Source organism: Fodinibius sp. (genome assembly GCF_034521915.1).
Lineage (GTDB): Bacteria > Bacteroidota > Rhodothermia > Balneolales > Balneolaceae > Fodinibius.
Map to the genome: position 1 here is coordinate 22400 of NZ_JAXHLU010000021.1, position 24148 is coordinate 46547.

Annotated in this window: 24 protein-coding genes; 10 read left to right on the forward strand and 14 right to left on the reverse strand. The window is 41.7% G+C overall.

Annotation, left to right across the window (positions count from 1 at the left end):
* Positions 1-15: 15 nt before the first annotated feature.
* The 6 genes from U5J89_RS15430 to U5J89_RS15455 all read left to right on the forward strand — a co-directional run bounded on the left by U5J89_RS15430 (position 16) and on the right by U5J89_RS15455 (position 6942).
* On the forward strand, positions 16-1824 hold the full coding sequence (locus tag U5J89_RS15430) for a long-chain fatty acid--CoA ligase (RefSeq protein WP_322576548.1): 1809 nt from the start codon (positions 16-18) through the stop codon (positions 1822-1824).
* 72 nt (positions 1825-1896) lie between these two features.
* Complete coding sequence (locus U5J89_RS15435) at positions 1897-2292, forward strand: 3-hydroxyacyl-CoA dehydrogenase family protein (RefSeq protein ID WP_322576549.1); 396 nt, start codon at positions 1897-1899, stop codon at positions 2290-2292.
* Positions 2279-4270 carry a 3-hydroxyacyl-CoA dehydrogenase family protein gene (locus tag U5J89_RS15440; RefSeq protein ID WP_322576550.1) on the forward strand — a complete coding sequence of 664 codons (1992 nt, stop codon included), beginning with the start codon at positions 2279-2281 and terminating at the stop codon, positions 4268-4270. Before U5J89_RS15435 ends, U5J89_RS15440 begins: the two co-directional genes overlap by 14 nt.
* A 94-nt stretch (positions 4271-4364) precedes the next feature.
* Positions 4365-4718 carry a four helix bundle protein gene (locus U5J89_RS15445; protein ID WP_322576551.1) on the forward strand — a complete coding sequence of 118 codons (354 nt, stop codon included), beginning with the start codon at positions 4365-4367 and terminating at the stop codon, positions 4716-4718.
* 47 nt (positions 4719-4765) lie between these two features.
* Positions 4766-5953, forward strand: coding sequence for an acetyl-CoA C-acyltransferase (locus U5J89_RS15450; protein WP_322576552.1), 1188 nt, complete (start codon positions 4766-4768; stop codon positions 5951-5953).
* 128 nt (positions 5954-6081) lie between these two features.
* Positions 6082-6942, forward strand: coding sequence for an SDR family oxidoreductase (locus U5J89_RS15455; protein ID WP_322576553.1), 861 nt, complete (start codon positions 6082-6084; stop codon positions 6940-6942).
* Here the strand turns inward: U5J89_RS15455 and U5J89_RS15460 are convergent.
* The 3 genes from U5J89_RS15460 to U5J89_RS15470 all read right to left on the reverse strand — a co-directional run bounded on the left by U5J89_RS15460 (position 6939) and on the right by U5J89_RS15470 (position 8797).
* A complete protein-coding gene (locus tag U5J89_RS15460) occupies positions 6939-7790 on the reverse strand; it encodes a hypothetical protein (RefSeq protein WP_322576554.1) in 852 nt (283 codons plus the stop codon). The two genes, U5J89_RS15455 and U5J89_RS15460, sit on opposite strands and share 4 nt — an antisense overlap.
* An 87-nt stretch (positions 7791-7877) precedes the next feature.
* Positions 7878-8060: a PspC domain-containing protein gene (locus U5J89_RS15465; protein WP_322576555.1), complete on the reverse strand. Its 183-nt coding sequence runs from the start codon at positions 8058-8060 to the stop codon at positions 7878-7880.
* A 53-nt stretch (positions 8061-8113) separates the two neighbouring features.
* Positions 8114-8797: a CDP-alcohol phosphatidyltransferase family protein gene (locus U5J89_RS15470; protein WP_322576556.1), complete on the reverse strand. Its 684-nt coding sequence runs from the start codon at positions 8795-8797 to the stop codon at positions 8114-8116.
* Positions 8798-9445: 648 nt separating this feature from the next.
* On the opposite strand from U5J89_RS15470, the gene U5J89_RS15475 reads away from it, so the two are divergent.
* The gene (locus tag U5J89_RS15475) at positions 9446-9778 is read left to right on the forward strand and encodes a hypothetical protein (RefSeq protein ID WP_322576557.1); all 333 of its coding nucleotides are present in this window, start codon (positions 9446-9448) and stop codon (positions 9776-9778) included.
* A 1033-nt stretch (positions 9779-10811) separates the two neighbouring features.
* Here U5J89_RS15475 and U5J89_RS15480 read toward each other — a convergent pair.
* The 6 genes from U5J89_RS15480 to U5J89_RS15505 form a co-directional block, all read right to left on the reverse strand.
* Positions 10812-11231, reverse strand: a complete 420-nt coding sequence (locus U5J89_RS15480) for a hypothetical protein (protein ID WP_322576558.1) — start codon at positions 11229-11231, stop codon at positions 10812-10814.
* Between the two features lie 202 nt (positions 11232-11433).
* A complete protein-coding gene (locus U5J89_RS15485) occupies positions 11434-11838 on the reverse strand; it encodes a hypothetical protein (protein ID WP_322576559.1) in 405 nt (134 codons plus the stop codon).
* Positions 11839-12022: 184 nt separating this feature from the next.
* Positions 12023-12427: a hypothetical protein gene (locus U5J89_RS15490; protein ID WP_322576560.1), complete on the reverse strand. Its 405-nt coding sequence runs from the start codon at positions 12425-12427 to the stop codon at positions 12023-12025.
* Positions 12428-12861: 434 nt separating this feature from the next.
* Complete coding sequence (locus U5J89_RS15495) at positions 12862-14508, reverse strand: TonB family protein (protein ID WP_322576561.1); 1647 nt, start codon at positions 14506-14508, stop codon at positions 12862-12864.
* The gene (locus U5J89_RS15500; RefSeq protein WP_322576562.1) at positions 14508-14891 is read right to left on the reverse strand and encodes a BlaI/MecI/CopY family transcriptional regulator; all 384 of its coding nucleotides are present in this window, start codon (positions 14889-14891) and stop codon (positions 14508-14510) included. The genes U5J89_RS15495 and U5J89_RS15500 overlap by 1 nt, the downstream gene beginning before the upstream one ends.
* 338 nt (positions 14892-15229) lie before the next feature.
* Positions 15230-15715 (reverse strand): TIGR00725 family protein, encoded by a 486-nt coding sequence (locus U5J89_RS15505; protein ID WP_322576563.1) that lies wholly within the window; start codon positions 15713-15715, stop codon positions 15230-15232.
* A gap of 80 nt (positions 15716-15795) precedes the next feature.
* Between U5J89_RS15505 and U5J89_RS15510 the strand changes: the two genes are divergently transcribed.
* From U5J89_RS15510 to U5J89_RS15520, 3 genes are read left to right on the forward strand one after another with little or no spacing between them, the layout of a single operon-like run.
* Positions 15796-17370, forward strand: a complete 1575-nt coding sequence (locus U5J89_RS15510; protein WP_322576564.1) for a cryptochrome/photolyase family protein — start codon at positions 15796-15798, stop codon at positions 17368-17370.
* A gap of 18 nt (positions 17371-17388) precedes the next feature.
* A complete protein-coding gene (locus U5J89_RS15515) occupies positions 17389-18372 on the forward strand; it encodes an aldo/keto reductase (RefSeq protein WP_322576565.1) in 984 nt (327 codons plus the stop codon).
* A gap of 24 nt (positions 18373-18396) precedes the next feature.
* Positions 18397-19878: a hypothetical protein gene (locus U5J89_RS15520; RefSeq protein ID WP_322576566.1), complete on the forward strand. Its 1482-nt coding sequence runs from the start codon at positions 18397-18399 to the stop codon at positions 19876-19878.
* Between the two features lie 69 nt (positions 19879-19947).
* On the opposite strand, the gene U5J89_RS15525 is transcribed toward U5J89_RS15520, so the two are convergent.
* The 5 genes from U5J89_RS15525 to U5J89_RS15545 all read right to left on the reverse strand — a co-directional run bounded on the left by U5J89_RS15525 (position 19948) and on the right by U5J89_RS15545 (position 24136).
* Positions 19948-20739, reverse strand: coding sequence for a purine-nucleoside phosphorylase (locus tag U5J89_RS15525; RefSeq protein ID WP_322576567.1), 792 nt, complete (start codon positions 20737-20739; stop codon positions 19948-19950).
* A 2-nt stretch (positions 20740-20741) separates the two neighbouring features.
* Positions 20742-21533: an MBL fold metallo-hydrolase gene (locus U5J89_RS15530; RefSeq protein ID WP_322576568.1), complete on the reverse strand. Its 792-nt coding sequence runs from the start codon at positions 21531-21533 to the stop codon at positions 20742-20744.
* A 1-nt stretch (position 21534) separates the two neighbouring features.
* Complete coding sequence (locus U5J89_RS15535; RefSeq protein WP_416208552.1) at positions 21535-22521, reverse strand: PhoH family protein; 987 nt, start codon at positions 22519-22521, stop codon at positions 21535-21537.
* 101 nt (positions 22522-22622) lie between these two features.
* Positions 22623-23309 carry a ribulose-phosphate 3-epimerase gene (gene rpe / locus U5J89_RS15540; protein WP_322576570.1) on the reverse strand — a complete coding sequence of 229 codons (687 nt, stop codon included), beginning with the start codon at positions 23307-23309 and terminating at the stop codon, positions 22623-22625.
* A gap of 5 nt (positions 23310-23314) precedes the next feature.
* Positions 23315-24136: a PASTA domain-containing protein gene (locus tag U5J89_RS15545; protein WP_322576571.1), complete on the reverse strand. Its 822-nt coding sequence runs from the start codon at positions 24134-24136 to the stop codon at positions 23315-23317.
* Between the last annotated feature and the right edge of the window lie 12 nt (positions 24137-24148).

A 24148-nucleotide genomic window follows, 5' to 3' on the forward strand; every position in this document is an offset into this window, starting at 1 on the left:
AAATAGCGTACCGTTATGGCTTATGATCCAACTACTATTATTGATGAGATTGAGAAAGGCACTCAAAAGCATGATAAAGATGTATTCATTTCTACGAAAAGGAATGGAGAATGGGTAGAAACGAGCAACGCTGAATTTAAGGAAAAGGTGCGAAATTTAGCACTGGGGTTGTATGAGCTCGGCGTGCGTGCCGGTGATAAAGTGAGTCTCCATTCCGAAAACAGTGCTGAATGGGTAATTTGTGATCAGGCAATTCTTTCGTTGGGAGCGGTGAACGTGCCGATTTATACAACTCAGCCCGGAGAACAGATTAAGTATATACTCGAGAATTCTGAGACTAAAGTGCATATTGTTTCGAACGATGAACTTTTTGCTGATACGAAGCCTATCATCAAAGATATTACCAACGTAAAAGCAATTATTTCGATTTTCGGATCGAAGCATGACAAGCTCAAAGAGTTTGAAGAGATCACGGAAATGGGCGCGAAGAAACATCAGGATAATCCTGAGCTTTATGAGGAATTGCGATCAAAAGTGCAGCCGGATGATCTGGCTTCCCTAATTTATACATCCGGCACGACCGGAGATCCCAAAGGAGTAATGTTAACGCATAATAACATTGCATCAAATCTGCTGGCCTCGCTGGAGCGCGTGCCTTTTGATGAGACCGTCCGGGAGCACGAAAGAATGTTGTCTTATCTGCCGCTGTCTCATGTGTTTGAGCGGATGATCACTTATATGTATCTGAGTATGGGATATCCCATTTACTACATCGAAGATGTGGATGAAATTCGAGATGATTTTGAATATGTGAAACCCTATTACTTTGCTACGGTGCCCCGGTTGCTGGAAAAAATCCATACGGGCATTAAAGTGAAGGGACAGGAAATGAGCGGACTCAAAAAGCAACTGTACTACTGGGCGATAAACAGGGCAGAAGAATACGATCCTGAAAACCCACCGAGCGGTTTGGATGCCATTAAGCACAAAATTGCCGATAAGCTGGTGTATTCGAAAATTCGTGATCTATTCGGTGGAAATCTTCTTGGTATGGTGAGTGGTGGTGCAGCTCTGTCAGATAATTTATTCCGGTTTATGAATGCGATGGGACTTATTTGTATGCAGGGATACGGACTAACGGAAACATCGCCGGTTCTGTCTGTGCATGATAAAGACCACATGCGGATAGGCAGTTCGGGTCCGCCCTTATCGAATGTGGATATCAAAATTGCTGATGACGGTGAGATTCTTGCGAAAGGCCCTAATGTGATGGAAGGGTATTACAACAATCCCGAAAAAACAGACGAGGTTTTTACAGAGGACGGCTGGTTTATGACAGGTGATGTGGGTAAGCTTGAAGATAACTATCTGTTTATAACAGATCGCAAGAAGTCAGTCTTCAAACTCTCTACCGGAAAATATGTGGCACCGCAGACTATTGAGAATCTTTTAACCGAAAGTGGGTTTATTGATCAGGCTGTTGTAATCGGATACCAGCGAAAATTTTGCTCGGCATTGATTGTGCCCGATTATGGAAATGCCAAAAAGTGGTTGAAAGGACGTGGTAAATCCGTTTCGGATCCCGCAAATGAAGATCCCGAAATTCGAAGGCTTATGCAGCGCGAAGTCGATAAAGTGAATAAGCAGCTTTCACCTTGGGAGACGGTTAAGAAGTTTGTTCTGCTGGAGACGCCTTTCTCAATTGAGTCCGGCGAACTCACGCCAACCCTGAAAACTAAACGTCCCGTTGTGAAAGAACGTTATGAAGATGAAATCGAGTCGATGTACCAAGATGGGGAGCAGAAAGCAAAAGCTGAAAAATAAATATTTTTAATTTCTGGTGATTTTGTGAGATTAATATATAAGTAGTAATAAAAATATTATACGATAATTTTTATGTCCACAAGCAAATACGATATTCAGAAAGTAGCGGTACTTGGATCGGGAACAATGGGTAGTCAAATTGCAGCGCATTGCGTAAATGCAGGTATGCAGGTTTGGCTGCTTGATCTCAAAGATGAGGAGAGCGACAATCCCAATCAGCAGGTGATTGATAATATTAAAAATTTGAAGGATATGAATCCCTCTCCGCTGGGATTGCCCGAATATGCTGACCGTATTAAGCCCGGAAACTTTACTGATGATCTGGATATTATTAAAGAAGTTGATTGGGTTTGTGAGGCCATCATTGAAAAGATGGATATTAAAAAGGATATGATGGCAAGGATCGATGATATCAGAAGAGAAGGCACGATCGTAAGCTCCAATACTTCGGGACTTGCCCATCGGTAAAATAGGAGAGGATTGCTCAGAAGAGTTTCAACAACATTTTCTGGGCACGCACTTTTTTAATCCGCCGCGGTATATGAAATTGCTTGAGGTTATTCCTACGGAATCAACTGATGATCAAGTTGTGGAATATATGTCTCGTTTTTGCGAGCGTGACCTGGGCAAGGGGGTGGTACAGTGCAAAGATACGCCCAACTTTATTGCTAATCGCATCGGTATTTTTTCGATAGCCAGTATAATGCCACACTTTTACAATGGGGATTTCCGAGCCGAAGAGATCGATTATTTGCTTGGAACGCTCACTGGTTATTCCAAAGCGGCCACCTTTCGCACTGCTGATATGTCTGGCCTGGATGTAATTCATCATGTAGCAACGAATTTGTATCCTGCCATTCCGGATGACGAGCGGCGCGAAGTATTTGATCTGCCCGATTTTTTTGATCAAATGGTGGAAGAGGGTAAGCATGGAAATAAAGCTGGAAAAGGTTTTTATAATAAAGTGCGTACTGATTCCGGCAAGGAGTACAAAGTAATTAATCCGGAAACGGGTGAATATGAGTCGCAGATCGATCCTGAATTTGAAAGTGCCACCGAGGCTAAAAAGAAATTTGATACGCCCGAAGATCGGCTCAAGTTTTTGGTTAACCGAGATACCGAAGTCGGACATTTTTTGTGGAAAGTTCACTGCGACCTGCTGTTGTATGCCGCCAATCGTATTCCTGAGATTACAGAATCCGTAGAAGCCATCGATCGTGCGATGAAGTGGGGCTTTAACTGGGAGCTGGGTCCGTTTGAGCGTTGGGATGCCATCGGTGTTGAGGAGTCAGTCGAGCGCATGCAGGATGAGGGACTCGAAGTTCCTCAAAATGTATTGGACATGCTTAACAGTGGCCGTGAGCGATTTTATGACAAAAAGAAAGGCACGGTTTATAATCTGGCAAGCGGAGAAATCGAGGAGTTAAGTCCGCCGGCAGAGGGGGCGATCCAGGTTGCAAATCTAAAAGCTGATAATAATGAAGTGTTTGGTAACGAAAGCGCCGCGCTGTACGATATGGGAGATGGTATTGCCCTTTTCGAATTCCGCACACGAAAATATACGCTCGGCTTTGAGCTGGTTCAGTCGCTGCAAAAGGCCTGTGATATTGTTGAAAAACGATTCGATGGGTTGGTAATCAGTCATGACGGAGACAATTTCACCTACGGCGCCAACTTGATGGAGGCGATGCAGGCCTGGCAGAATGGAGAAAAAGATCGTGTCAAGAAGGCCGCTAAAAATTTCCAGGATACGGCTGTGGGATTGCGGTATCGCCCGTTTCCGGTTATTGTAGCACCATTTGGTCGCTCGCTGGGCGGCGGAGTTGAATTTATTCTGCATGCGGATAAAGTTGTGGCACATCATGAGTTGTATGCCGGACTGGTAGAAGTGGGTGTTGGATTGCTCCCGGCTGGCGGTGGTACTAAAGAGGTACTCTATCGCACTATGCAAAATCTGATGAAAGACGAGCAGGTTGATCCGCTGCCAAATATCAAAGAGAAATTTAAAAATATTGGTATGGCAGAAGTGTCGGATGGAGCGCCCAAAGCTAAAAAGCTGGGATATTTACGGGATTCAGATACCGTAATAATGAATCGAGATCTGCTGATTGCCAATGCCAAGGAGGAAGCCCGCCGTATGGTTGATACAGGTTATTATCCGCCAGAAAAACCGATGATCAAAGTGCTTGGAAATGAGGCACTGAGTTCGCTGAAGATGATGCTGTACATCATGCATGAGGCTAATTTCATTACCGACTATGACAAAGTGGTGGCCGAAAAAGTAGCCTATGTGATGAGCGGCGGAGATTTGAGCGAACCGCAGGAAGTGCCGGAAGAGTACATACTGAAACTCGAACGTGAAGCCTTTATGGAACTACTGGAAGACGAACGAACGCAAGCACGAATCGAGCACATGCTCAAGAAAGGAAAACCATTGCGAAACTAGTTATTGGTAGAAGGTCGAAGGTATAAAGTTTGTAAGTTAGTTCATGTAGAGCAGTCTTACTTATAGGCTATAATTTAAAATAAAGACTGTTACTATGAACAATTTTCGGAATTTAGATGTATGGGATAAAGCTGTTGAATTGGCAACTATTATTTATGATAAAACAGAAAATTTTCCTAAAACAGAGCAATATGGTTTAACAAGCCAGATAAGACGAAGTGCCGTTTCTATTAGTTCAAATATTGCTGAAGGTGCGGGTCGAGAATCTAAAAAAGAATTCAAGCAGTTTCTAAATATTTCAACTGGTTCTTGTTATGAATTGGAAACACAGCTCAAAATTTCAAAAAATTTAGAGTTTTTAGATGAAGGAAAATATTCTGAAATCAGAAAGAGACTTATTGAAATCCAAAAAATGATTTATGCTTTAAGGCAGAGTTTGACGAAATAGATTCTTTAACTTTCTACTTATTACATTCTACTTAACACTTTCGACTTATGACTACAAAAGATGCTGTAATTGTTGCTGCTGCGCGAACTCCAACTGGAAAAGCAAATAAGGGATCACTTCGATTTACTCCACCCGATACGCTGGGAGGAGAAGTGATCAAGAACCTCTTAGAACGGGCTCCGAACCTTCAGCCCGAGCAGGTCGATGACGTGATTATGGGCTGCGCCTTTCCCGAAGCGGCACAGGGACTGAATATTGCACGTCAATGTGCCGCGCTGGGAGGACTGCCGCCTTCTGTTCCCGCCGCTACGATGAACCGCTTTTGCTCCTCGGGATTACAAACTATTGCTCAAGCCGCTGAGCGCATTATGGTTGGCGGTGCTGATGTGATTATTGCCGGGGGTGTAGAGTCAATGTCGCTCGTGCCTATGGGTGGGTATGTTTCAAGGCTCAATCCAGAGTTGGTGGATAATTATCCCGAAATTTATATCAACATGGGATTAACAGCCGAAAATGTGGCCGACAAATACGATGTAAGTCGCGAAGATCAGGATGCCTTTGCCTATCGCAGTCACCAGCGTGCGCTAAAGGCCTGGGATGAAGGCTATTTTGATGATCAGATTGTGCCTATTGAAGTGAAAGAGAAGAAAGTTACAGCGGATGGAGAAGTTGAGGAGACCGAATTTATCTTAGATACCGATGAAGGACCTCGACGCGATACCTCGAAGGAAATTTTAGCAAAGCTAAATCCTGCCTTTAAGCAAGGAGGATCAGTGACGGCTGGAAATGCATCCCAGATGAACGACGCGGCGGCAGCGGTAATAGTGATGAGCCGTGAGAAAGCCGATGAATTGGGCCTTGAACCCATTGCCAAATACCACGGTTTTTCAGTGGCGGGAGTTCCGCCCGAAATTATGGGCATCGGTCCGGTTGAGGCAGTGCCAAAGGTTCTAAAGCAAACTGGGTTTGATTTAGAGAATATTGATTTAATCGAATTAAATGAGGCTTTTGCCGCGCAATCACTGGCGGTAATTCGTGAGCTTGGGCTGGATGAAGATATCGTCAATATAAACGGTGGAGCTATTGCAATGGGACATCCGCTGGGCTGCACCGGTGCGAAGCTGACGACACAGATTCTGCACGATTTGAAACGACTGGATAAACAGTTCGGGATGGTAACGATGTGTGTAGGCGGAGGCATGGGTGCAGCCGGTATTTTTGAGAATCTGAATTAATAATAAGTCTATTTGTCATCTTGACCGGAGGGAGAGATCTTTGTTTAACTTTCATTTGGTATGCATGATTTTAACAAGGATTTCTCGCTTAGGCTCGTAATGACAGGTTTAAAAATAATTATACAGGTATGTTTACAGAAGATACGTTAGCAGATCAAACGATTTTAATTACGGGTGGTGGCAGTGGATTGGGACTGGCTATGGCGAAGAAGTTTGCGTCACTGGGCAGCAATATTGCTATTTGTGGTCGGACCGAAGAAAAACTCCAAAAGGCCGTCAAAGAAATTGAAGAAGCCGGCAATAAAATTTCTGCAAAATACTATGTAGCTGATGTCCGCGATTATGACCGCATTAAGGAGATGATCGAAGAAATTGTATCCGATTTCGGTGCGATGACGGGACTCGTGAACAATGCGGCCGGGAACTTTTTGTCGGCCTCAGAAGATTTGAGTCCCGGTGGATTTAAAGCCGTAGTCGATATCGTATTGCACGGCTCGTTCAACTGCACGCACGTATTTGGTAACTATCTTATTGATGAGGAACAAAAAGGCAATATCTTGAATATGGTGACCACCTATTCTGAAGATACGGGATCGGCATTTGTGCTGCCATCCGCCTGCGGTAAAGCGGGTGTACTGGCTATGACGCGATCACTGGCCTATGAATGGGCAACATATGACATTCGCCTGAATGCTATAGCGCCGGGGCCCTTTCCCACCAAAGGAGCTTGGGAGCGGTTGGTTCCCGATGAAAGTGCAGAAAAGAAATTCCTTTCAAAAATTCCTGCCGGCCGTTATGGAGATAAAGAAGAGTTGGCCAATCTTGCTACCTTTTTGATGTCGGATATGGCGCCCTATATCACGGGAGAATGCGTGGTTATTGACGGCGGCGAACGCCTTTCTGCCGGACAGTTTAATTTTATTGATAAGCTGGGATCACGCGAAGAGCTGAAAGGGTTCTTTAAGATGATGCACAAAAAAGGAGACTAAACGCGAGTCAACCTTTTTTTAATCTTATCAATCGTTTTGTTCAACTCCCACAGGTGATAGGCATTATAAATCGTTTCACGATTAAGTTGTATGGATTTCAGAAAGCTTAAAGCCGCTAATTCTGCTGCTTTGCTGGCATCGAAAGATTTTCTGTTGAAGAATAGGTGTCCATCTCCATTTTCTTCTCCTAACCGAACCGACTGTTCTAACACATCACAATCTAAAATAAAATGATTGTTTGCAGCCAGCCGATGATGATGAGCGTTGGTTGCCGTTACGTTGATAAAAATATTTGCTGTTGCCCCACTCTCAAAGCGTAACATCATATGCAGTGCATATAAATGCTGTTCGGAAAGTTCAACTGTTTTTAGATCAATATGATGGACCGATCCGTTTATCCAGCGCAGGCAAAAGGCGAGCTCATCAATCCAGTAATATTCAAACGGATGATTTGACTCTACAAATTTTGAATAATTCAGCTCGCGATTAATCTGCAGAAAGGAAGGTTTTTCGATCTTTTTTGCCATCCATTTTGAAGCCGGGGCAAGGGTAGGCCAGTGCGAAAATTGCACAAGAACATTTGATTCCTCAGCGGCATGGTAAATTTTTTCAACCTGCTCGGTATGGGTGGGAATAGGAGCAATCAAAAAGGTATGATATCCTGCTTTAACCGCTGTAAGTAAGCGATCCAGGTTTTTAGAGTGCTCATCCATTAACAGGCACGCATCTACTTCACCAATCTCAGATAGTTTGCCGGCAATGACTACTTCTGAGACGGTTCGGTGGGGACGCAAATGATTTTCCCAGGCAACTGCTCTGTCGGCAGGACCAACGATGCCTATTCTCATAACTGGATTTTTCGTTAAGGTGAATACCTATCCATAGTTATGAAATAGGGTTATAATTTCAAAACTGATTACACTGCTTGAGGGGAACTATTCCGGCATCACCAACGCAAGAATAAAATACAGGAGAACGGGGCTGCCCCATCCGAGAAAAGTGGTAATCACAAAAATAATTCTCACGATCGTGGGATCCCATCCCAAATATTCAGCAATGCCTCCGCAGACACCGGTAATCATTTTGTCGGTACGAGATTTTTTTAATCGAGCTCCCATAAGCAATATCAGTTAATGGTTTTATTGATCTTTGTTGAAATCATACGATAGAGTCAGCGGGATGTTTCAGGCGATTTGATATTAACAAAAAAGGAAAGTCCAAAGTAATAGAACGGAAACAGAAAGGAACTGTAAATTAGCCAGGGCGGAGACTGATCAAAATAATATAGCAATGCAATAAGCTGGAGAGTAAAGATGCTGCCGAGGATTAAGGTAACGGGACGCAAATATTTGGTGCGGGATGGATAAACAAACTTAACGGGCAAAAATGTTACGAGTGCAAACATTAGTAAGACTGCGGAAGCAAAAGTAACGGGTAGTTCAAGGAGAAAAATATAGAATACTACAATATTCCAGTAGGATGGGAAGCCCAGGAAAAAGTGATCGTCGGTCTTGGCTTTTGTATTGGAAAATCCGAAGATGCTTGCTATGGCACAAATTACGAGCACCCAGGTGGGAATGTTCATCGTTGCAAAAATCCAGAGTAGGGGAGCGATGGTCCAAGTGATAAAATCAACGATATTATCCATTAGGGCACCGTCGATAGCCGGTGCATGTTCTTTGGTTTGCGTAAGTCGTGCCAGGGCTCCATCAACAGAATCGATGATGGCAGCTACGGCCAGTACCCAAACCGTTTCTTTGTAAAATCCGTTATATGTTAAAATCAGTGCCCATAAGCCAAGTCCTGCCCCTAAAGCAGTAAATAAATGGACCCCGTACGCTGCCGCTTTTTTCACAAGCAGTTTTTGTTGTTAATGATATCCTTCTTTTAATCACCCTTAATAAAATAAAAAAAGCGGAACTTCACAGAACGAAGTGTAAGAAAAAACATAAGTTTAAATTTATTTAACGGTGATAATGGAAATAAATCATAGGATATTTTTTAGTTCTCACCCCTAAAGCACCCAAAAAATGCCAAAGATTGAGTTGACTAAATCGTTACTTAAATCAACAAGTGAAAAAGTAAGTTACTGCGATGCAGTTGAAGAAGGACTAATTGTTTGAATTACAGTGAATTGTATAAACTCTTTCTGTTTCCGTTATGAGTTTAATAGAAAAAAAAGACTTGTGTTAGTGATTTCCGTCCTCATGATATAAGAAGAACTGTCGCAACAAATATAGCTAAACGAGGGTAGTGCGGACAGTAGTTGGTAAAATTCTAAATGATATAGGAATGAGTGGTGTAAGCTAAAAGGCTACTTTACTTCGTAGCGTTTTTGATGCGGTATATTATAAACTGTTAATATTGCATGTAAAGAGTTGGTTTTTTTGTAGAGATTAATACTTTTAAAAGTCGTGTTTTTAGATTCTTTTTCGAATCCAGATGAATCTACACAAGAGATTTTTTAGACGTAATATCAACTAATAAACCAAGAGAGGGCATTATGAGTGATGAGACCACATCAGAAAGGAGAGATCTCAGAATGTTACGGTTTGAGATTATCAATGAAGATGGGAATAAAAAGGCGCCTATCTATGAAGGCAACTATAGAGAGATATTTTCGTATCTAAAGAAACATGATATAGAAGGGCTAAAGGTGATAGCCGTTGATATTGATAGCTGGAACAGCATGGATCCAATATCAGCGGAACAATTCCTCAAGTGGTATGAGCTGATTGTCCTGCCACAGTTGAAAGATGCAGACTACAGAAGTGAAATGGACGTATATTTTCCTGATAAACACTTTGAAGTAGCTGATAATGGAAGAGGTAACTAACTAATATAATAGGTGACCTTGGTATAAAGATGGCGAGAGCGTAGTTAAAGATTATAGGGCTTAGAACTCTTTTGTATAGGCTTCATATTACAACAGATGGGAAAACTTTTCCGTATTTAGTAGGTGTTTCCCGCTATTAGGGATAGGTGTTATCTGCTATTTTGAGCCATAAAGCCCCTAATTCCTTGGAACAAGTTGAAGGAAAGTGTATTATACTATATGCGCCTTTTGTTAGGCGTCTCTCTTGATGAATAGCAAGCCCCCGCAACTGATACTTGTGGGGGCTTATTTATTATTAAAGCAATCTAATGTAACTACATTTCTTTCAAGGCGTCTTACCAACCACTGTTCATTAAGGTGGATACCTTGAGAGGACAGTTAAATATGCTCTTATTGTTTGAATGGTAGGCTCCCGTAAGTGATACTTGCGGGGGCTTTTTTATTGATAGAAGCGATAAAGCATCGTAATTTGTATTTGCTTTATAAGGTGTCATTACAAATGACTGGTCATTAAGTTAGGCACCGATAGAGAAAGTAAAACCTACAGAAGGCAGAGTAATAGGCTTTCATTCTTATATTGGATGGGAGTTTTTACTTTTGTAAGTAATCAGATTAGAAGCAAAATTTTACCTACCGTCAACACGATGAGCTGTTGGGACAGTGGTTTGTAGGGGATTCCCTCAAATATTGACTGCTGACATAAGGAATTTGGATTCCAAAATGATTAGATGTAAATAGGTCAGTAGCTTCATAATTAGAAAGAGAAGAACCTCACATTTAAATATTTAGGTGTGGGGTTTTTTATTGGGTCTAACAACTTCCTTAAGGGTTAGATCCGATTGCCAATACTCTTTCCCCTTTACAATCTACTCCAGTGGTAATTTCGGATTATTCATATCAGGAAATGATAGCATTGACCATCTATTAGTTGAGCTGATAAAAGTTTATGATCAAGTATTGGAGTGGGGATAGAAAAAGTTAGAGTTAAGCAGGAGAGGACGGGATATTTCTGCCTAATCCAGAAATCAGACAGCTACTTTGTGTCATTACAATTAGAGTATATAGTTATCTGGCTATTATCATCAACTCCTTTCATAACTATTGTTCCTTCTGAATAACTAACTACTTCATGCTCTGAAGTGCTTCTTGGATATATATAGATAAATTCTAGTCGTAATTTATTGTTGTCTAATATGGTATAGTTGCCGGTCAATGTATGGTTTGGTGTACTACCACATGGGAAGTTATGTATTGAATAAACAATTTCAGTATTCAGGTTTCCATATTTCCATTTTGTATATATCTCACTCGAATCTGGGACCGAGCCATACCAAGTAGTGTTTGGAAGTATTTCTTTCAGGTCTGGTGTTGATTGTTCAGTACCTGTTGATTGACAACTAATTATGGCAAGAGTAACTGCAAGTAAGACAACTGGCTTGATAAATGTACTCACGATGAATCAATTTTATTGAAATGTATTTCCAATCTACGGAAAATCGGAATAACTGGACAAAAAATTTTACTCTTAATAATATTGTCTATAAGAAACACACAAATAAATATTGAATTGTTGAATAATGAACGAAGTGCTAAAAAAAGCCACATACTGGCAAGTGATGGTGAGGCGCGTCTCCTTAAAGCGCTGGTTAGCGACTTTACTTAATGTTACTATAGCCAAGAATACATAAATCAGGATAATCTCTTGTCTCTCTTCTATCGACTGAAAGTGAGATCTTGTACTGTTTATTTTCCTGAAATTGCTTTGGTTTAACGGTTTCAATAAACAATGTGTCAGTAGGGGGTAGCCTATCTGATACCCATATTCCATCTGGTGCAACGCAAGTTGCATCTTCAGGACATTGAAAAGTATTAAATACAAAGGACTCGATATTTACGGAATCAGGTGTTTCAACTTTGTTAAGTACTTGTTGTATCCCTACCGTCTCAAAATTAAAGGCTTCTGGATATGTTCGTTCAATCTTCTCATCAGAGTTGCTGACACCACATCCTACAAAAATTAAAAGACAGGCTACAATTAAAGATAGTTGATTAATGTTCATAACTGGTAGGTTTTGTGTCAGAATGACTTTTGCAAATTAATACCTAAAAGAGATCTATACCTAACCATTAAATAATAAACGTTTAGATAAAACGCCAGACCTTGGTATATAGATCTCTTTAATGCACGTAATAGGAGTATTAATGCGTTTTATTTATTGTCTGGATTAGTTACATCAAATGAATTTATTTGCCATTAACTGATGTAATGTTACCATCAAGTATAACTTGGGCAATATGATTAAATTGTTTCTCGGTCTTCCAAGTAGTTTTTCCATTCTTTTGAGCAACTAAGTTAAGGATCATAGAACTATTGCCTTTTAGTTTGTGAAAAGTACCATAAAAATTAGTTTTACTCACAGTAAACTCGAATGGAGTCTCTTGTGAATCAGCAGGAGCCGAACCATTCCATTCACCAATATTTATAGCTTCAAATATTAATGTGCTATCTGGGTTAGAAGAAGAAATACTGATGGTCACATTTTCTACTACAAATGAGGTTTCGTTATTCTCTTTTTCTGTCGCACTTGAGCATGCAATGAAAATAAATAATGTGACAGTAGTAGCGAGTATGAGATGAATAGTTTTCATAATATTAGTTTTAAGTTGGAATTTTATAAGGCAGTGTACCTAGCAACCTGGCGTATAAAGCTACACACTAAATAATGACCGAAGAGCTAAAAAGCCAGATGATGATTAGAGGGGGGCTGATATTACAAATATGACTATGATTGAGTTCTATGATGCAATAAATTCTTTTCCAATAGTGAATAATATTTCACTAGACTCAAAGCAATTATTTAAGGGCCTCTGCAAAACCTGGGAAATTGAGCACGTTATTGCAAGCCTGATAAGTAATCTCGGAATCAAAGATGCTATAAAGAGATCGACTGCCTATTCCATAGCTTTTGTAACGTGTTAAGTCATATGTTAAAGAAAGCTCCGTGCAGGCACACCGCATTTCATTTGGAATAACAGTAAGGTTTTGTAAAGGCCCCTATTTACAAAATGTGGATAAAAATGGTTTATGAGTCTTTTTCGCTACCGGATAATTTGAAAGTTATAGGTAAAGAATACTGAACTCGTACCGGTTCGCCACGTTGCGTGCCAGGAGTAAAGTTTGCTTGTTTAACGACCCGAAGTGCTTCATTATCTAAGCTTTCTTCTACTCCTTTTACGATTGTCGGGTTCACAACATTACCGTTTTTGTCAACGATAAATTGTACGATTACTCTCCCTTCGGCTCCTGCTTCGCGAGCTTCCTCGGGATAATTAATCATTTTTTGCAAAGAGCCCAAGCCGCCAACTAATTCCGGCATATTTTCAACGGCTACAAAGTAATCTCCTTCTTCAGATTTTGAACCTTCTGTAGGTTTTTGAGGAGCTTTATCCTTGAGATCAGTAAATGCTTTTTCGGGATTTATAACCGTCATTTTTAAGACCCCGTTTTTGCCTTGTTCGCCGTATTCGTTGGTAGCTTTTTCTCCTTTCAGAACATCGATAGACTTAATATACTTTGATTTGAGTCGGGACAATTTATCTTTGTTCGATTCTGTTTGATCCCACACTTCTCCATTAACAACATATAGTGGAGAAGAATCAGATGACATAGTCGTGATCTGTGATTGCGTTTGTTCAACTTCGCTGTTGGTAATGCCATCTTGTGACATATCAGTACAAGAAATAGTGAGTGTTAACAGGGAAGCGGCAAAAAAAGTGATTAGAAAGCTCGATCGAAAGTTCATAGATAGACTGTTTTGGTTAGACATAATTTGAATACGCTTTTTAAGTGAAGAAGGATTAACGGCCATACTCAGAACTAATTTTTGTTGATGATCTCGTTTTGCAAGTTCAAAGAGCAGAGAGGCATACTTCTTTTGGGAAAATTCCTTATTGGCCAGAACCTCGCTGTCGCAGATCACCTCTCTGTATTCTTCCCGAGACGTATAGAGGTTGTGGATGAGTGGATGGAACCAGAAAAGGGATTTTATAAGTACAAGAAGGCTATTCAGCAGAAAATCGCGATTTTTAATGTGGATCAGCTCATGCTGTACGGCCATTGCAAGTGAAGACGGTTGATTTTTTAAATCAGCCGGTACAACAATCTTCGTGGTAAGCCATCCATAAGTAAATGGGATGTTGGTATTGCCGGAGTAGGCAATTAATGTATTTCGGTATGTATGACTTGCAGATGGGAGATTTTCCATCAGGTCTTGGTCACTTGTAAGGGGAGAAAAGTCTAAGTTTTGCTCCATATTTCTAAGTTGAGCAAAATCGAAAACAAGTTTCAGGACAAGTGCCGCTGCAACTAATCCAACAATCAGGCTAACAGCACCTATCCAAAAATTCGGATTGCTCAAGCCAGTTAATACAGAGGGGTTTGCCGTAGCCCCGGAAACTGTTATTGGATTTTGAATGACGATAAATAGACCCTCACCCGCTGCTTGTGTGGCACTGCTGATAAAATCCATTAGGTAAGCTCCCAGTACACCGAGTGGAAGCACTAAGAGGAGGGCTGTGCGGCTGTGATAGTGATAGATGGGCTGAAGTGATTCGTTTTTATGCAAGAACAATGCAATGGGAGCGGCTACCAAGGTCCAAATTACTACGGGTAGCCAAAAATGCCCGATTATCTGATCACCAAACGATTGAAGTAGGTTTACGAATTCCATTATTGATTATCCTCCATGTTATCGATCATAGATTTAATTTCATTCAAGTCCTTTGCGGTCAAGTCCTCACTGTTTACCAGCGCTTGCACTAGCTCTTTGGGGGATCCCTTAAACGCTTTTTTCATTAAATCACTGATAAGATTTGAACGGACTGACTCAGGCTCTTGGGCAGGGCTATAAACATAAGTAACGCCATCTTTGCGATATTTCAGCAGATCTTTCTCGGCCAGATTTTTCATGACCGTCATTATAGTGGTATAGGCTACTTCCCGGTCTTCCAAAATTCGTTTGCGGACCTGTTTTACCGTAGCTTCGCCCATATCCCAAACATGATTGAGTACTTCCATTTCGGTTTCTCCCAGTGGAGTGAGTGATTTTTTCATCTATTTTGTTCAATTATGATTGAAAAATTCTATTAACCAGTAAGTCTTATTCAGTTAATACTAATATAGTAGTATTAAGGAAAATGTCAAACACAAAGAGTGGGCTTTGCAAAACCCTTAAAATTTAGCTTGTCATTGCGAACGGAACCATTCGAAGAATGGTGTAGTGAAGCAATCTCACAGAAACGAGCACCGAAAGGGAGATTGCCTGCCTATGCCGAAGCTTTTGTAATATGATAAGTTATATTTTTATAGAAGGCTCCGTGCAGGCAGGCCGCATTACATTCGCGATGACAGTAAGGTTTTGCAAAGGCCTCACAAATAGTAAAATAATTTTATTAAAGCAGTTCCTTAATGGTTTGGACAGCTTTTTGAGGACTTTCTAAATTAGGAGGCACCGGGTAGTTAAGATCGCCTATAAAACGGATTAGGTTTGTTGAGGGATTCAATAAAACGAGAGGTTTTCCAGTCTTAAGTGCAAGCATAATTTCTGAAGTGGTTCCGGCCCCCGATCCACAAGCAACAACTGCATCCGAAGATAGTACATTGATATTATTGCGCGCACTGCCCATCCCCGTACAGATAGGGATATCAACAAATTGGGAAATGCCTTCTTTGTTTTCGGACGGGAGAATGCCTATAACCAGTCCGCCGGCTTCACTTGCTCCTTTAGAGGCGGCATTCATCACGCCTACATTTCTGCCACCAGTTAAGAGAGTCCAATTTTGCTCAGCAACTAATTTACCAAGCGTGTAAGCATTATCAAGATCAGTTTGTGTTGCGCCATTTCCGGGACCCATTACTCCAATGATTGTATGTACCATTGCGGAAATATGATTTAGTTGGAACGTGTTTTAGTTAAAATATATTGATGTATCTTATCCAAACAATAGAAATTTATCGGATGAATAATCGTCTATTTTTAAAAGAAGTTGATCAACGAATTTCTCAAGCAGATCTGCATAAAGTAGATAACGCTGTTTTCGTATTGCACGATCAGCTTAATATGCAGGTGTGGCCCGAGTGGGTACGTGAAGAAAAGCCACCGCTGGTATTCATTGAGGCAAAAGCCAAAGGTGATTCCCTGCCATATCACAAAAAGAAAATTACTTATGTACTCAGCTCCATGCGACATTTTGCAGTGGAATGTCAGCAGGAGGGGTATCCGGTTTATTACTATTCAACGGATCAACACTATGACGATGGCCTTTCCGATATTTTGGAGTCCCATCCCGATTTAGTATTAACCTTTATGACGCCATCGGAGTGGGATAGTCGTGAACGTCTTAGGGAGGTCAAAAGCAGTTTTGGAGATCGCGTTAAGGAAATTCCCAATCAATTCTTTTTTGCGGATCCGGATGCCTGGAAAGATAATATCGAGCCCGGCTATCGCATGGAATATTTCTATCGGGATATGCGAAAGAAAACGGGTTATTTGATGAATGGCGATGAGCCCGAGGGAGGGGAATGGAATTATGATGAAGATAATCGGGAGTCACTGCCCAAAGGATATGACGTTCCGGAAATTACTGGTGTTGAGCCCGACGATATCACCAACGAAGTCATACAGATGGTAGAAGAATATCATCCTAACAATTTTGGCGTGCTGGACGATTTTCGGTATGCCGTGACGAGGGAACAGGCTCTTCAGCTGCTTGATGAATTTATTGAGGAGCGTTTGGCTGATTTTGGTCCCTACGAAGATGCCATGGCTACCGATGAACCAACGCTTTTCCACACCAATTTGTCGATTTATTTAAATAACGGATTGCTGTTGCCTTGGGAAATTTGTGAACGGGCGATTCAGGCTTATGAAAATGATAAGGCTCCCATCAATTCAGTCGAAGGATTAGTACGGCAGATTTTGGGATGGCGTGAATTTGTCCGCATCTATTATGAGGCGATGATGCCGGAAGTTCGTGATACAAATTTCTTGGATTTTGATGGGGCGCTGCCGGAATTATTTTGGTCCGGAAATACGAAAATGCACTGCCTGCAGCAGAGTTTAAAGCCGGTTATCGAGCAGGGATACTCGCATCATATACAGCGGCTGATGGTGCTCAGTAACTTTAGTAATCTAACCAAAACCGATCCGCGTGAGCTTAACAAGTGGTTTTGGTTGGCCTATGTGGATGCCTATGAATGGGTGGTGTTGCCCAATGTGCTGGGGATGTCAACTTTTGCCGATGGAGGAATTCTTGCCTCAAAGCCGTATGTTAGCAGTGGGAATTATATCAACAAGATGAGCAATTATTGTACGTCATGTGAATATAGCGTCACTAAGAAAACAGGTGAAGGAGCCTGTCCGTTTAATTATTTGTATTGGAATTTTGTAGATGAACAGCGCGAGGCCTTTGAGGTAAGTGGACGCAATAGTTTTATGGTGAATATGTATGACAAGAAATCTGATGAAGATAAAAAAGCCATAAAAGAATCAACGAATCAGTTTCTCAATCAATTAGATCGCTATTCAGGTTAATTAAAATTTTTATCACGTATGGAGTTTACACAAGTAAGTAATTTAAACTTTAATATTTCGAGAGTAACGCTTGGTACATGGGCCATCGGCGGCTGGATGTGGGGCGGATCCGACGACCAGTTGGCGGTTGAGACCGTGATAGAGGCTCTTGAAAAAGGAGTTACTACCATCGACACAGCTCCGGTGTATGGCTTTGGTAAGAGCGAAGAACTCGTTGGTGAAGCTATTCAGCAATTTGGGAAAAGAGATGAGATCCAGATTGCAACGAAGTTTGGTTTGGAGTGGGATGATGACGGGAATATCCGGAGGAATTCAACCCGCGATCGAATCCTCAAGGAAGTGGATGATTCGCTTCGCAGATTACAAACCGATTATATTGATATTTATCAGGTGCATTGGCCGGATTTGGATACCGAATTTGCCGAGACGGCTGAAACACTGCACGAATTGCTTGAAGAAGGAAAGATTCGCGCGATTGGAGTGTCAAATTATTCGCCGGAGCAGATGGAAGAATTTCAGCAAACGGCGCCCATTCATGTTTGTCAGCCGCCCTATAACTTATTTGAGCGCGGTATTGAAAATGATATTATCCCGTATTGCAAAGAGAATGATATCACCCTATTAACGTATGGCGCCTTGTGCCGGGGATTATTGTCCGGAAAAATGAGTAAAGATCGCACGTTTAACAAAGGGGATTTGCGGCGGAATGCAGATCCCAAATTTCAGGGCGAAACATTTGATAGGCATCTTGAGGCGGTAGAGAAATTGAAAGAATATGCTGGTAATAAATTCAATCAAAAAGTGATTCACTTGGCTGTACGGTGGATTTTGGATAAAGGAATAGACTCAGCTATCTGGGGAGCACGTAAACCGGAGCAAGTCACCTTTGAGAAGGTATTTGGATGGGACCTCACAGATCAACAGGTTCAGGAAATTGAGCATATTGTCGAGGAAACTATAGAAAATCCCGTTAGCCCGGCATTTATGGCTCCGCCTGAATAACAATTAATTTTCAAAGTATTGACAATGAAAAACATCAACAGCAAGCGTGTTTTTAAGCGTAACGAAAAGGAGCCTAATTCTGATGGTGATTATGTGTTGTATTGGATGCAGATTAATCGGCGTTTTCAATACAATTATGCGTTGGAATATGCGGTAGGCTGGGCGAATAAATTAGATAAGCCGCTGCTGATCTATGAAGGATTGAATTGCGATTATCCGTGGGCTTCTGACCGCTTTCATCATTTTTTGATGGAGGGGATGGAGGAGAACCTGGAGTATGCTAAAGAGAATGATGTTAATTATTACTCATATCTGGAAGATAACCCGGGGGCAGGGAGTGGGTTGCTTTATGATTTAGCTGAGAATGCCTGTACTGTAATTTCGGATGAGTTTCCGGTATATATTATTCGGGAGCATAATGAGAAAGTGGGGCCTAAATTAGAGGTTCCTTATATCACGGTAGATTCCAATGGCATTATTCCATTGGGATTGACGGATAAAGCGCCCTACAATGCCTACTTTTTCCGTAAGATTATGCAAAGAAATTTTATAGAGTGTTTTACCCATCCTCCTATTAAAGATCCATTGGGTGATTTGGAAAATAGGGATACTGTTTCTTTAAATGATGACTTTCTGGACACATATCCTCGGGCGGATAAAAAGTTAAAAGACCGAGAGTCGTTTATTAGCTCATTGTCTATTAATCATGAGGTTGGGAAAATTGAGCTGCAGGGTACACGTCAGGCAGCGCTGGGCAAATTGGGACAGTTTATTCAATACGGGTTGTCAAAATATGACGACCATCGCAATGATCCCGATATCAATGCGACCAGTGGATTGAGTCCGTGGCTGCACTTTGGCAAGGTATCCGAATATGAAATCGTGGATGCAGTGCTCGATCATCAGCCCAAAGGATGGGATCTCGACGATATTACATTCAACAAAGGGTCTACCGGTGGATTTTTTAACGGTGATCCCAATGTAGATGCTTTTCTGGATGAGGTCATTACGTGGCGGGAGGTAGGATTTCATTTCGCACATCACGAGCCGGATTACGATCAATACGATTCACTGCCGGATTGGGCCTTGGAAACACTGGAGAAGCACAAAGACGATCCGCGGGAATATATTTATGAGCTGGAAGAATTTGCGCAGTCGAAGACGCATGATGAGATCTGGAATGCTGCGCAAACGCAGCTTCGAGAGGAGGGGGTAATGCATAATTATTTGCGTATGCTTTGGGGCAAGAAAGTGCTGGAATGGACCCCAAATCCGGAAATTGCGTTGGCTTATCTGATTGAGCTTAATAACCGCTATGCCATTGATGGGCGTGATCCCAACAGTTATTCGGGTATCTTCTGGATTTTCGGTCGCTTTGACCGCGCCTGGCAGGAGCGACCCATTTACGGTAAGGTGCGCTATATGACGAGCGATTCTACACGCAGAAAACTGAAGCTGGATAAGTATTTAGAGAAGTACGGAGATCAGCAAACACTGGATGTTTAGATTAGCCACAGATTTTCACAGATTGGAACAAGTTAAAGATCAGATTTTAGATCAGTGTAGATCCGCGGCCTAAAGCTTTTCGATTAGAGCTGTAACCAGCTTGGCAAAATCCTCCTTGCGAGCATCGGCAGCAGCTTTGACCTCTTCGTGATCAAGCTTTTCGCCCGTAACACCGGTTGACATATTGGTAATCAGCGAAATAGCTGTGCTTTTTAGATTAAGGCGGGCGGCCTCGAAAAGTTCAGTAGCTGTGGACATTCCTACGGCATCGGCGCCCATTTTGCGAAAGGATCTGATCTCTGCTTTGGTCTCGTAATTGGGTCCGGTAACATACATATAATTGCCAAGTTGTGTGACGAGTCCGAGTTCTGCAGCAATTTTTCTGACTTTTGGAACCCATTGATGATGTTGATACCGATGTTTTGGATTACCCAGCGGTGATATAGCTAAATTATTGCGTATTACGCTCTCGATCACCATCAAATCCCCAACCGAAAAGGAGGTATTAATAGCTCCGGCTGCATTGGAAACAATGAGTTTGTCTGATCCAAGATAATTAGCAATGTATACTGGCGTAGCCGTTTCATCAAAAGAAAACCCTTCGTAGTGATGAAAACGCCCGGAAAAGGCCATTACATTTTGATCGTTAACGCTACCAAAAATAAGTTCTCCGGCATGTCCCTCTACTGATGAAACCGGCATTCCGGGGATATCGTGATAGGGAATGGTCGATGGGTTTTGGATCTGATCCGCAAAACCACCCAGCCCAGAGCCTAAAATGACGGCGGCTTCGATATTCTCGGGCAGTTCTTGATTATCCAGGTAACTAAAAATCTTGTCAGTGAAATTAGGTAATGACATTATTAAATAGCTTCTATTTTGTATCCCTGTTGTTCGTCGTAGTCGGTTAAATTAAATAGGGGATGGTGCGTATCGTGATATCCCATCACCGTGTATTGTTCTTCGTAGGCTTTTTGAGTGAGTGCTTTTCGCGCTTCCATACTTTGATCAGCATTAAAATCATATTTCGCCGCAAATGTTCGATTTACTTCACCACGGGTGGCTAAGACATCACCGGCCATCAGGTATTTTTGGTGACCGTCATCAAAAAGTAACACCTGTGAAAATTCGGTATGTCCACCGATCTTTTCGACTTTTACTTCGGGATAGGGCTGATCTTCTTCATCCAGAAAATGGAGTTTAGCTTTGGCATCTAAAAAATGAATAAATTCTGTTTTTACGTCGTCATAATACTCATCCATGTCCATTACTTTTTTCCATCCCTTTTTGGAAACCCATACATTTGCATCGGGGAACGTCAGCTCCCAATACCCCGATGATTGCCCTGCCAGTCCTCCAATGTGATCGTAGTGTAGATGGCTGGCAAAAATATCAGTGATATCGTATTCTGTCAGCCCTAACTCTTCGAGGTTTTCCTTAATGAGATTGGTGCTTGTATCTTCTCCAAAATCACCAATCCCAACATCGAAAAGAATATTTTTATTGCCCGATTGGATGAAAAAGGGATTGAGTGAAATTTTTAGAGCTCCTTTGGCAGGCGGATCGTCACGATCAATCCGGTTGAATTTTGTATCCAGACCTACGCTAAACGTTCCTTCATACAGGGGATGGGCAGTGAGTTCTTTTGTGGGCATGCTACGATTTCTTGTCATTTTTATTTTCGTACTTGTCGTAAGCCTCGATGATATCTCGCACTAACTTGTGGCGAACAACATCATTTTCATCAAGATAGACAAAAGAGATGCCGTTGATGCCTTTAAGAATCCTTTGAATAGAGATAAGTCCTGATTTTTGTTTATGGGGCAGGTCGGTTTGGGTGATATCGCCAGTAATAATGGCTTTACTGTTAAATCCAATACGCGTGAGGAACATCTTCATCTGCATATTGGTCGTATTTTGAGCCTCATCCAAAATTACAAATGCGTTATTGAGCGTACGGCCCCGCATATAGGCCAAGGGTGCAATTTCGATATTATTTTTTGCCAGATGCATCTCAAGCCGATCATATTCAATCATATCTTCGAGTGCATCGTAAAGCGGTCGTAAGTAGGGATCGATCTTTTCGCGCAGATCACCGGGTAAAAAACCAAGTGTTTCACCAGCTTCAACGGCGGGACGTGCAAGTACGATCTTTTTCACTTTTCGTTCTTTGAGTGCCTTTACTGCCAAGGCCACTGAGGTGTAGGTTTTTCCCGTTCCTGCAGGACCAATAGTAAACACAATATCATTTGCAGCAGCTGCTTCAAGGATCTTTTTTTGTCCCGGTGTTTTTGCCGTTATGGCTTCTCCAGTATGAGTGTTGATAATAAAATCACCGGTAACACGGGTATCGTGCAGTGGATTGGGTCTTTCGTTTGCGCGGTCGCTGTGTTTAAGAGCGAGAACGGTTTCAAGATCACTTTCAGTGAGGTCTTCATTACGGGCAGCCATACGTTCGAGTTCACTAAAAACCTCCACAAGTTCTATACAATCCCCTTTGGGACCCGAAATTCTAATAGTATTGCCGCGGGCTGAAATGTTAGCATCGGGATAAGCCTCGTCAATCTTTTTCAGATATTCATCCTGAAAACCTAAAATAAGGACGGGCTCGACATCATTAATTTGATAGGTTTTTTCACTAATGGTTGATTGTTCTGCGATAAATGGCCTCTACTTTAATTATAGATCTGAAATCTTAAAATAAGGAAATAGTATGAATTTTTTGTAAATCGTATAAAAGTGATTTAAGCAATTGTTCCTTTTCCCAATTTTGCGTTCTCTGTCAGATTTTCAATTCGTTTTGGGATGTTTTTGGCCTTAAAAACAGCGCTTCCGGCTACAAGAACATCGGCACCGTACTGGGTAACTTTTTGGATATTATCGAGGTTTACGCCACCGTCTACCTCTATAAGAAAACCGGCGCCGTATTCATCACGCATAGCGTTCAGTTTTTGCAGGCGCTGATAGGTATTTTCGATAAAGGATTGTCCCCCAAAACCGGGATTTACGCTCATTAGAAGAATCAAATCTACATCGTTTATGATCGGCTCAACTGATTGCAGAGAAGTAGCGGGATTTATTGCGACGCCTGCAGTAATGCCAAAATGGTGAATTTTTTGAATAGTGCGATGTAAATGGGGACATGCTTCCTGGTGTACGGTAATTTGATCGGCGCCGCCATCTACAAAACGCTCGATGTACTGATCTGGATTTTCAATCATCAAATGAACATCTAAAAAGGCGTCCGAACAACTTCCTGCTGCTTCTACAAATTTTGGGCCGTAGCTGATATTAGGAACAAAATGGCCATCCATGATATCACAGTGCAACCATTGTATGTCAGCTTGATTACATTTGTCGATTTCTTCGCCAAGGCGCGTGTAGTCGGAGGCTAAAATTGAGGGAGCTAAAATGGGTAATGTAAAATCCATATCAATTAATTGTTGTTATCTTCTGGTGAGGAAATATTTGAGGTATCAATTACGGCTCCGGATTCATCTTCTTCTTTTACTTCAAATCGTTCAGAGACAATAAGTTTCAGTGTTTCTCCTACTGTAATTTGGTCTTTTTGTGGTTCGTAATTGATGATGACATTGGGATCAAACTCTTTACTTGGTTGAAATCGGATCTCACCAATACGCAGACCTGCTTTCTGTAATTTTTGTTGCGCTTCGGAGAGGCGCAGTCCCTTAATATTAGGGATATCAACCATTTTTTCACCGAGTCCGTCGCTTACTACCAAATCAACCATCGTACTTTTGGGCACTATATTTTCGGCCGGTACCGATTGGCGCAATACAACATTTTTAAACCGGGATGATTCATAGCTGATGGTACCTACCCGCAAACCGTAATTTTCCAGTTGGATTTGAGCGTTACGGAGTGACAGGTCTACGACCTTTGGAACTTGAACGGTGGGATTAGCCTCCGTATTAACAGTGAGATAAACTTTGCGGTTTGGCTTCACAATTTCTGCCGCTGCCGGCATTTGGTCAATCACATAATCAGCCGGATAAGCTGAATTTGATCGACGTTCGGCAACTTCGTATCGCAACCCGTATGAAGTAAGGCGTTCTTGGGCTTCATCTAATGAAACCTGGGTAATATCGGGTACTGTAACGCCTTCGTTGTAATTGGTATAGGCCGGCATAATTACAAAATCGAGCAGCGCCAGAAACAGTGCTCCGGCGGCAATTAAACTACCCAACCCCAGGTAGAATATTTTATTTGTGAGTAATGATTTTATTTGTGACCACATATCTTTAAAAAT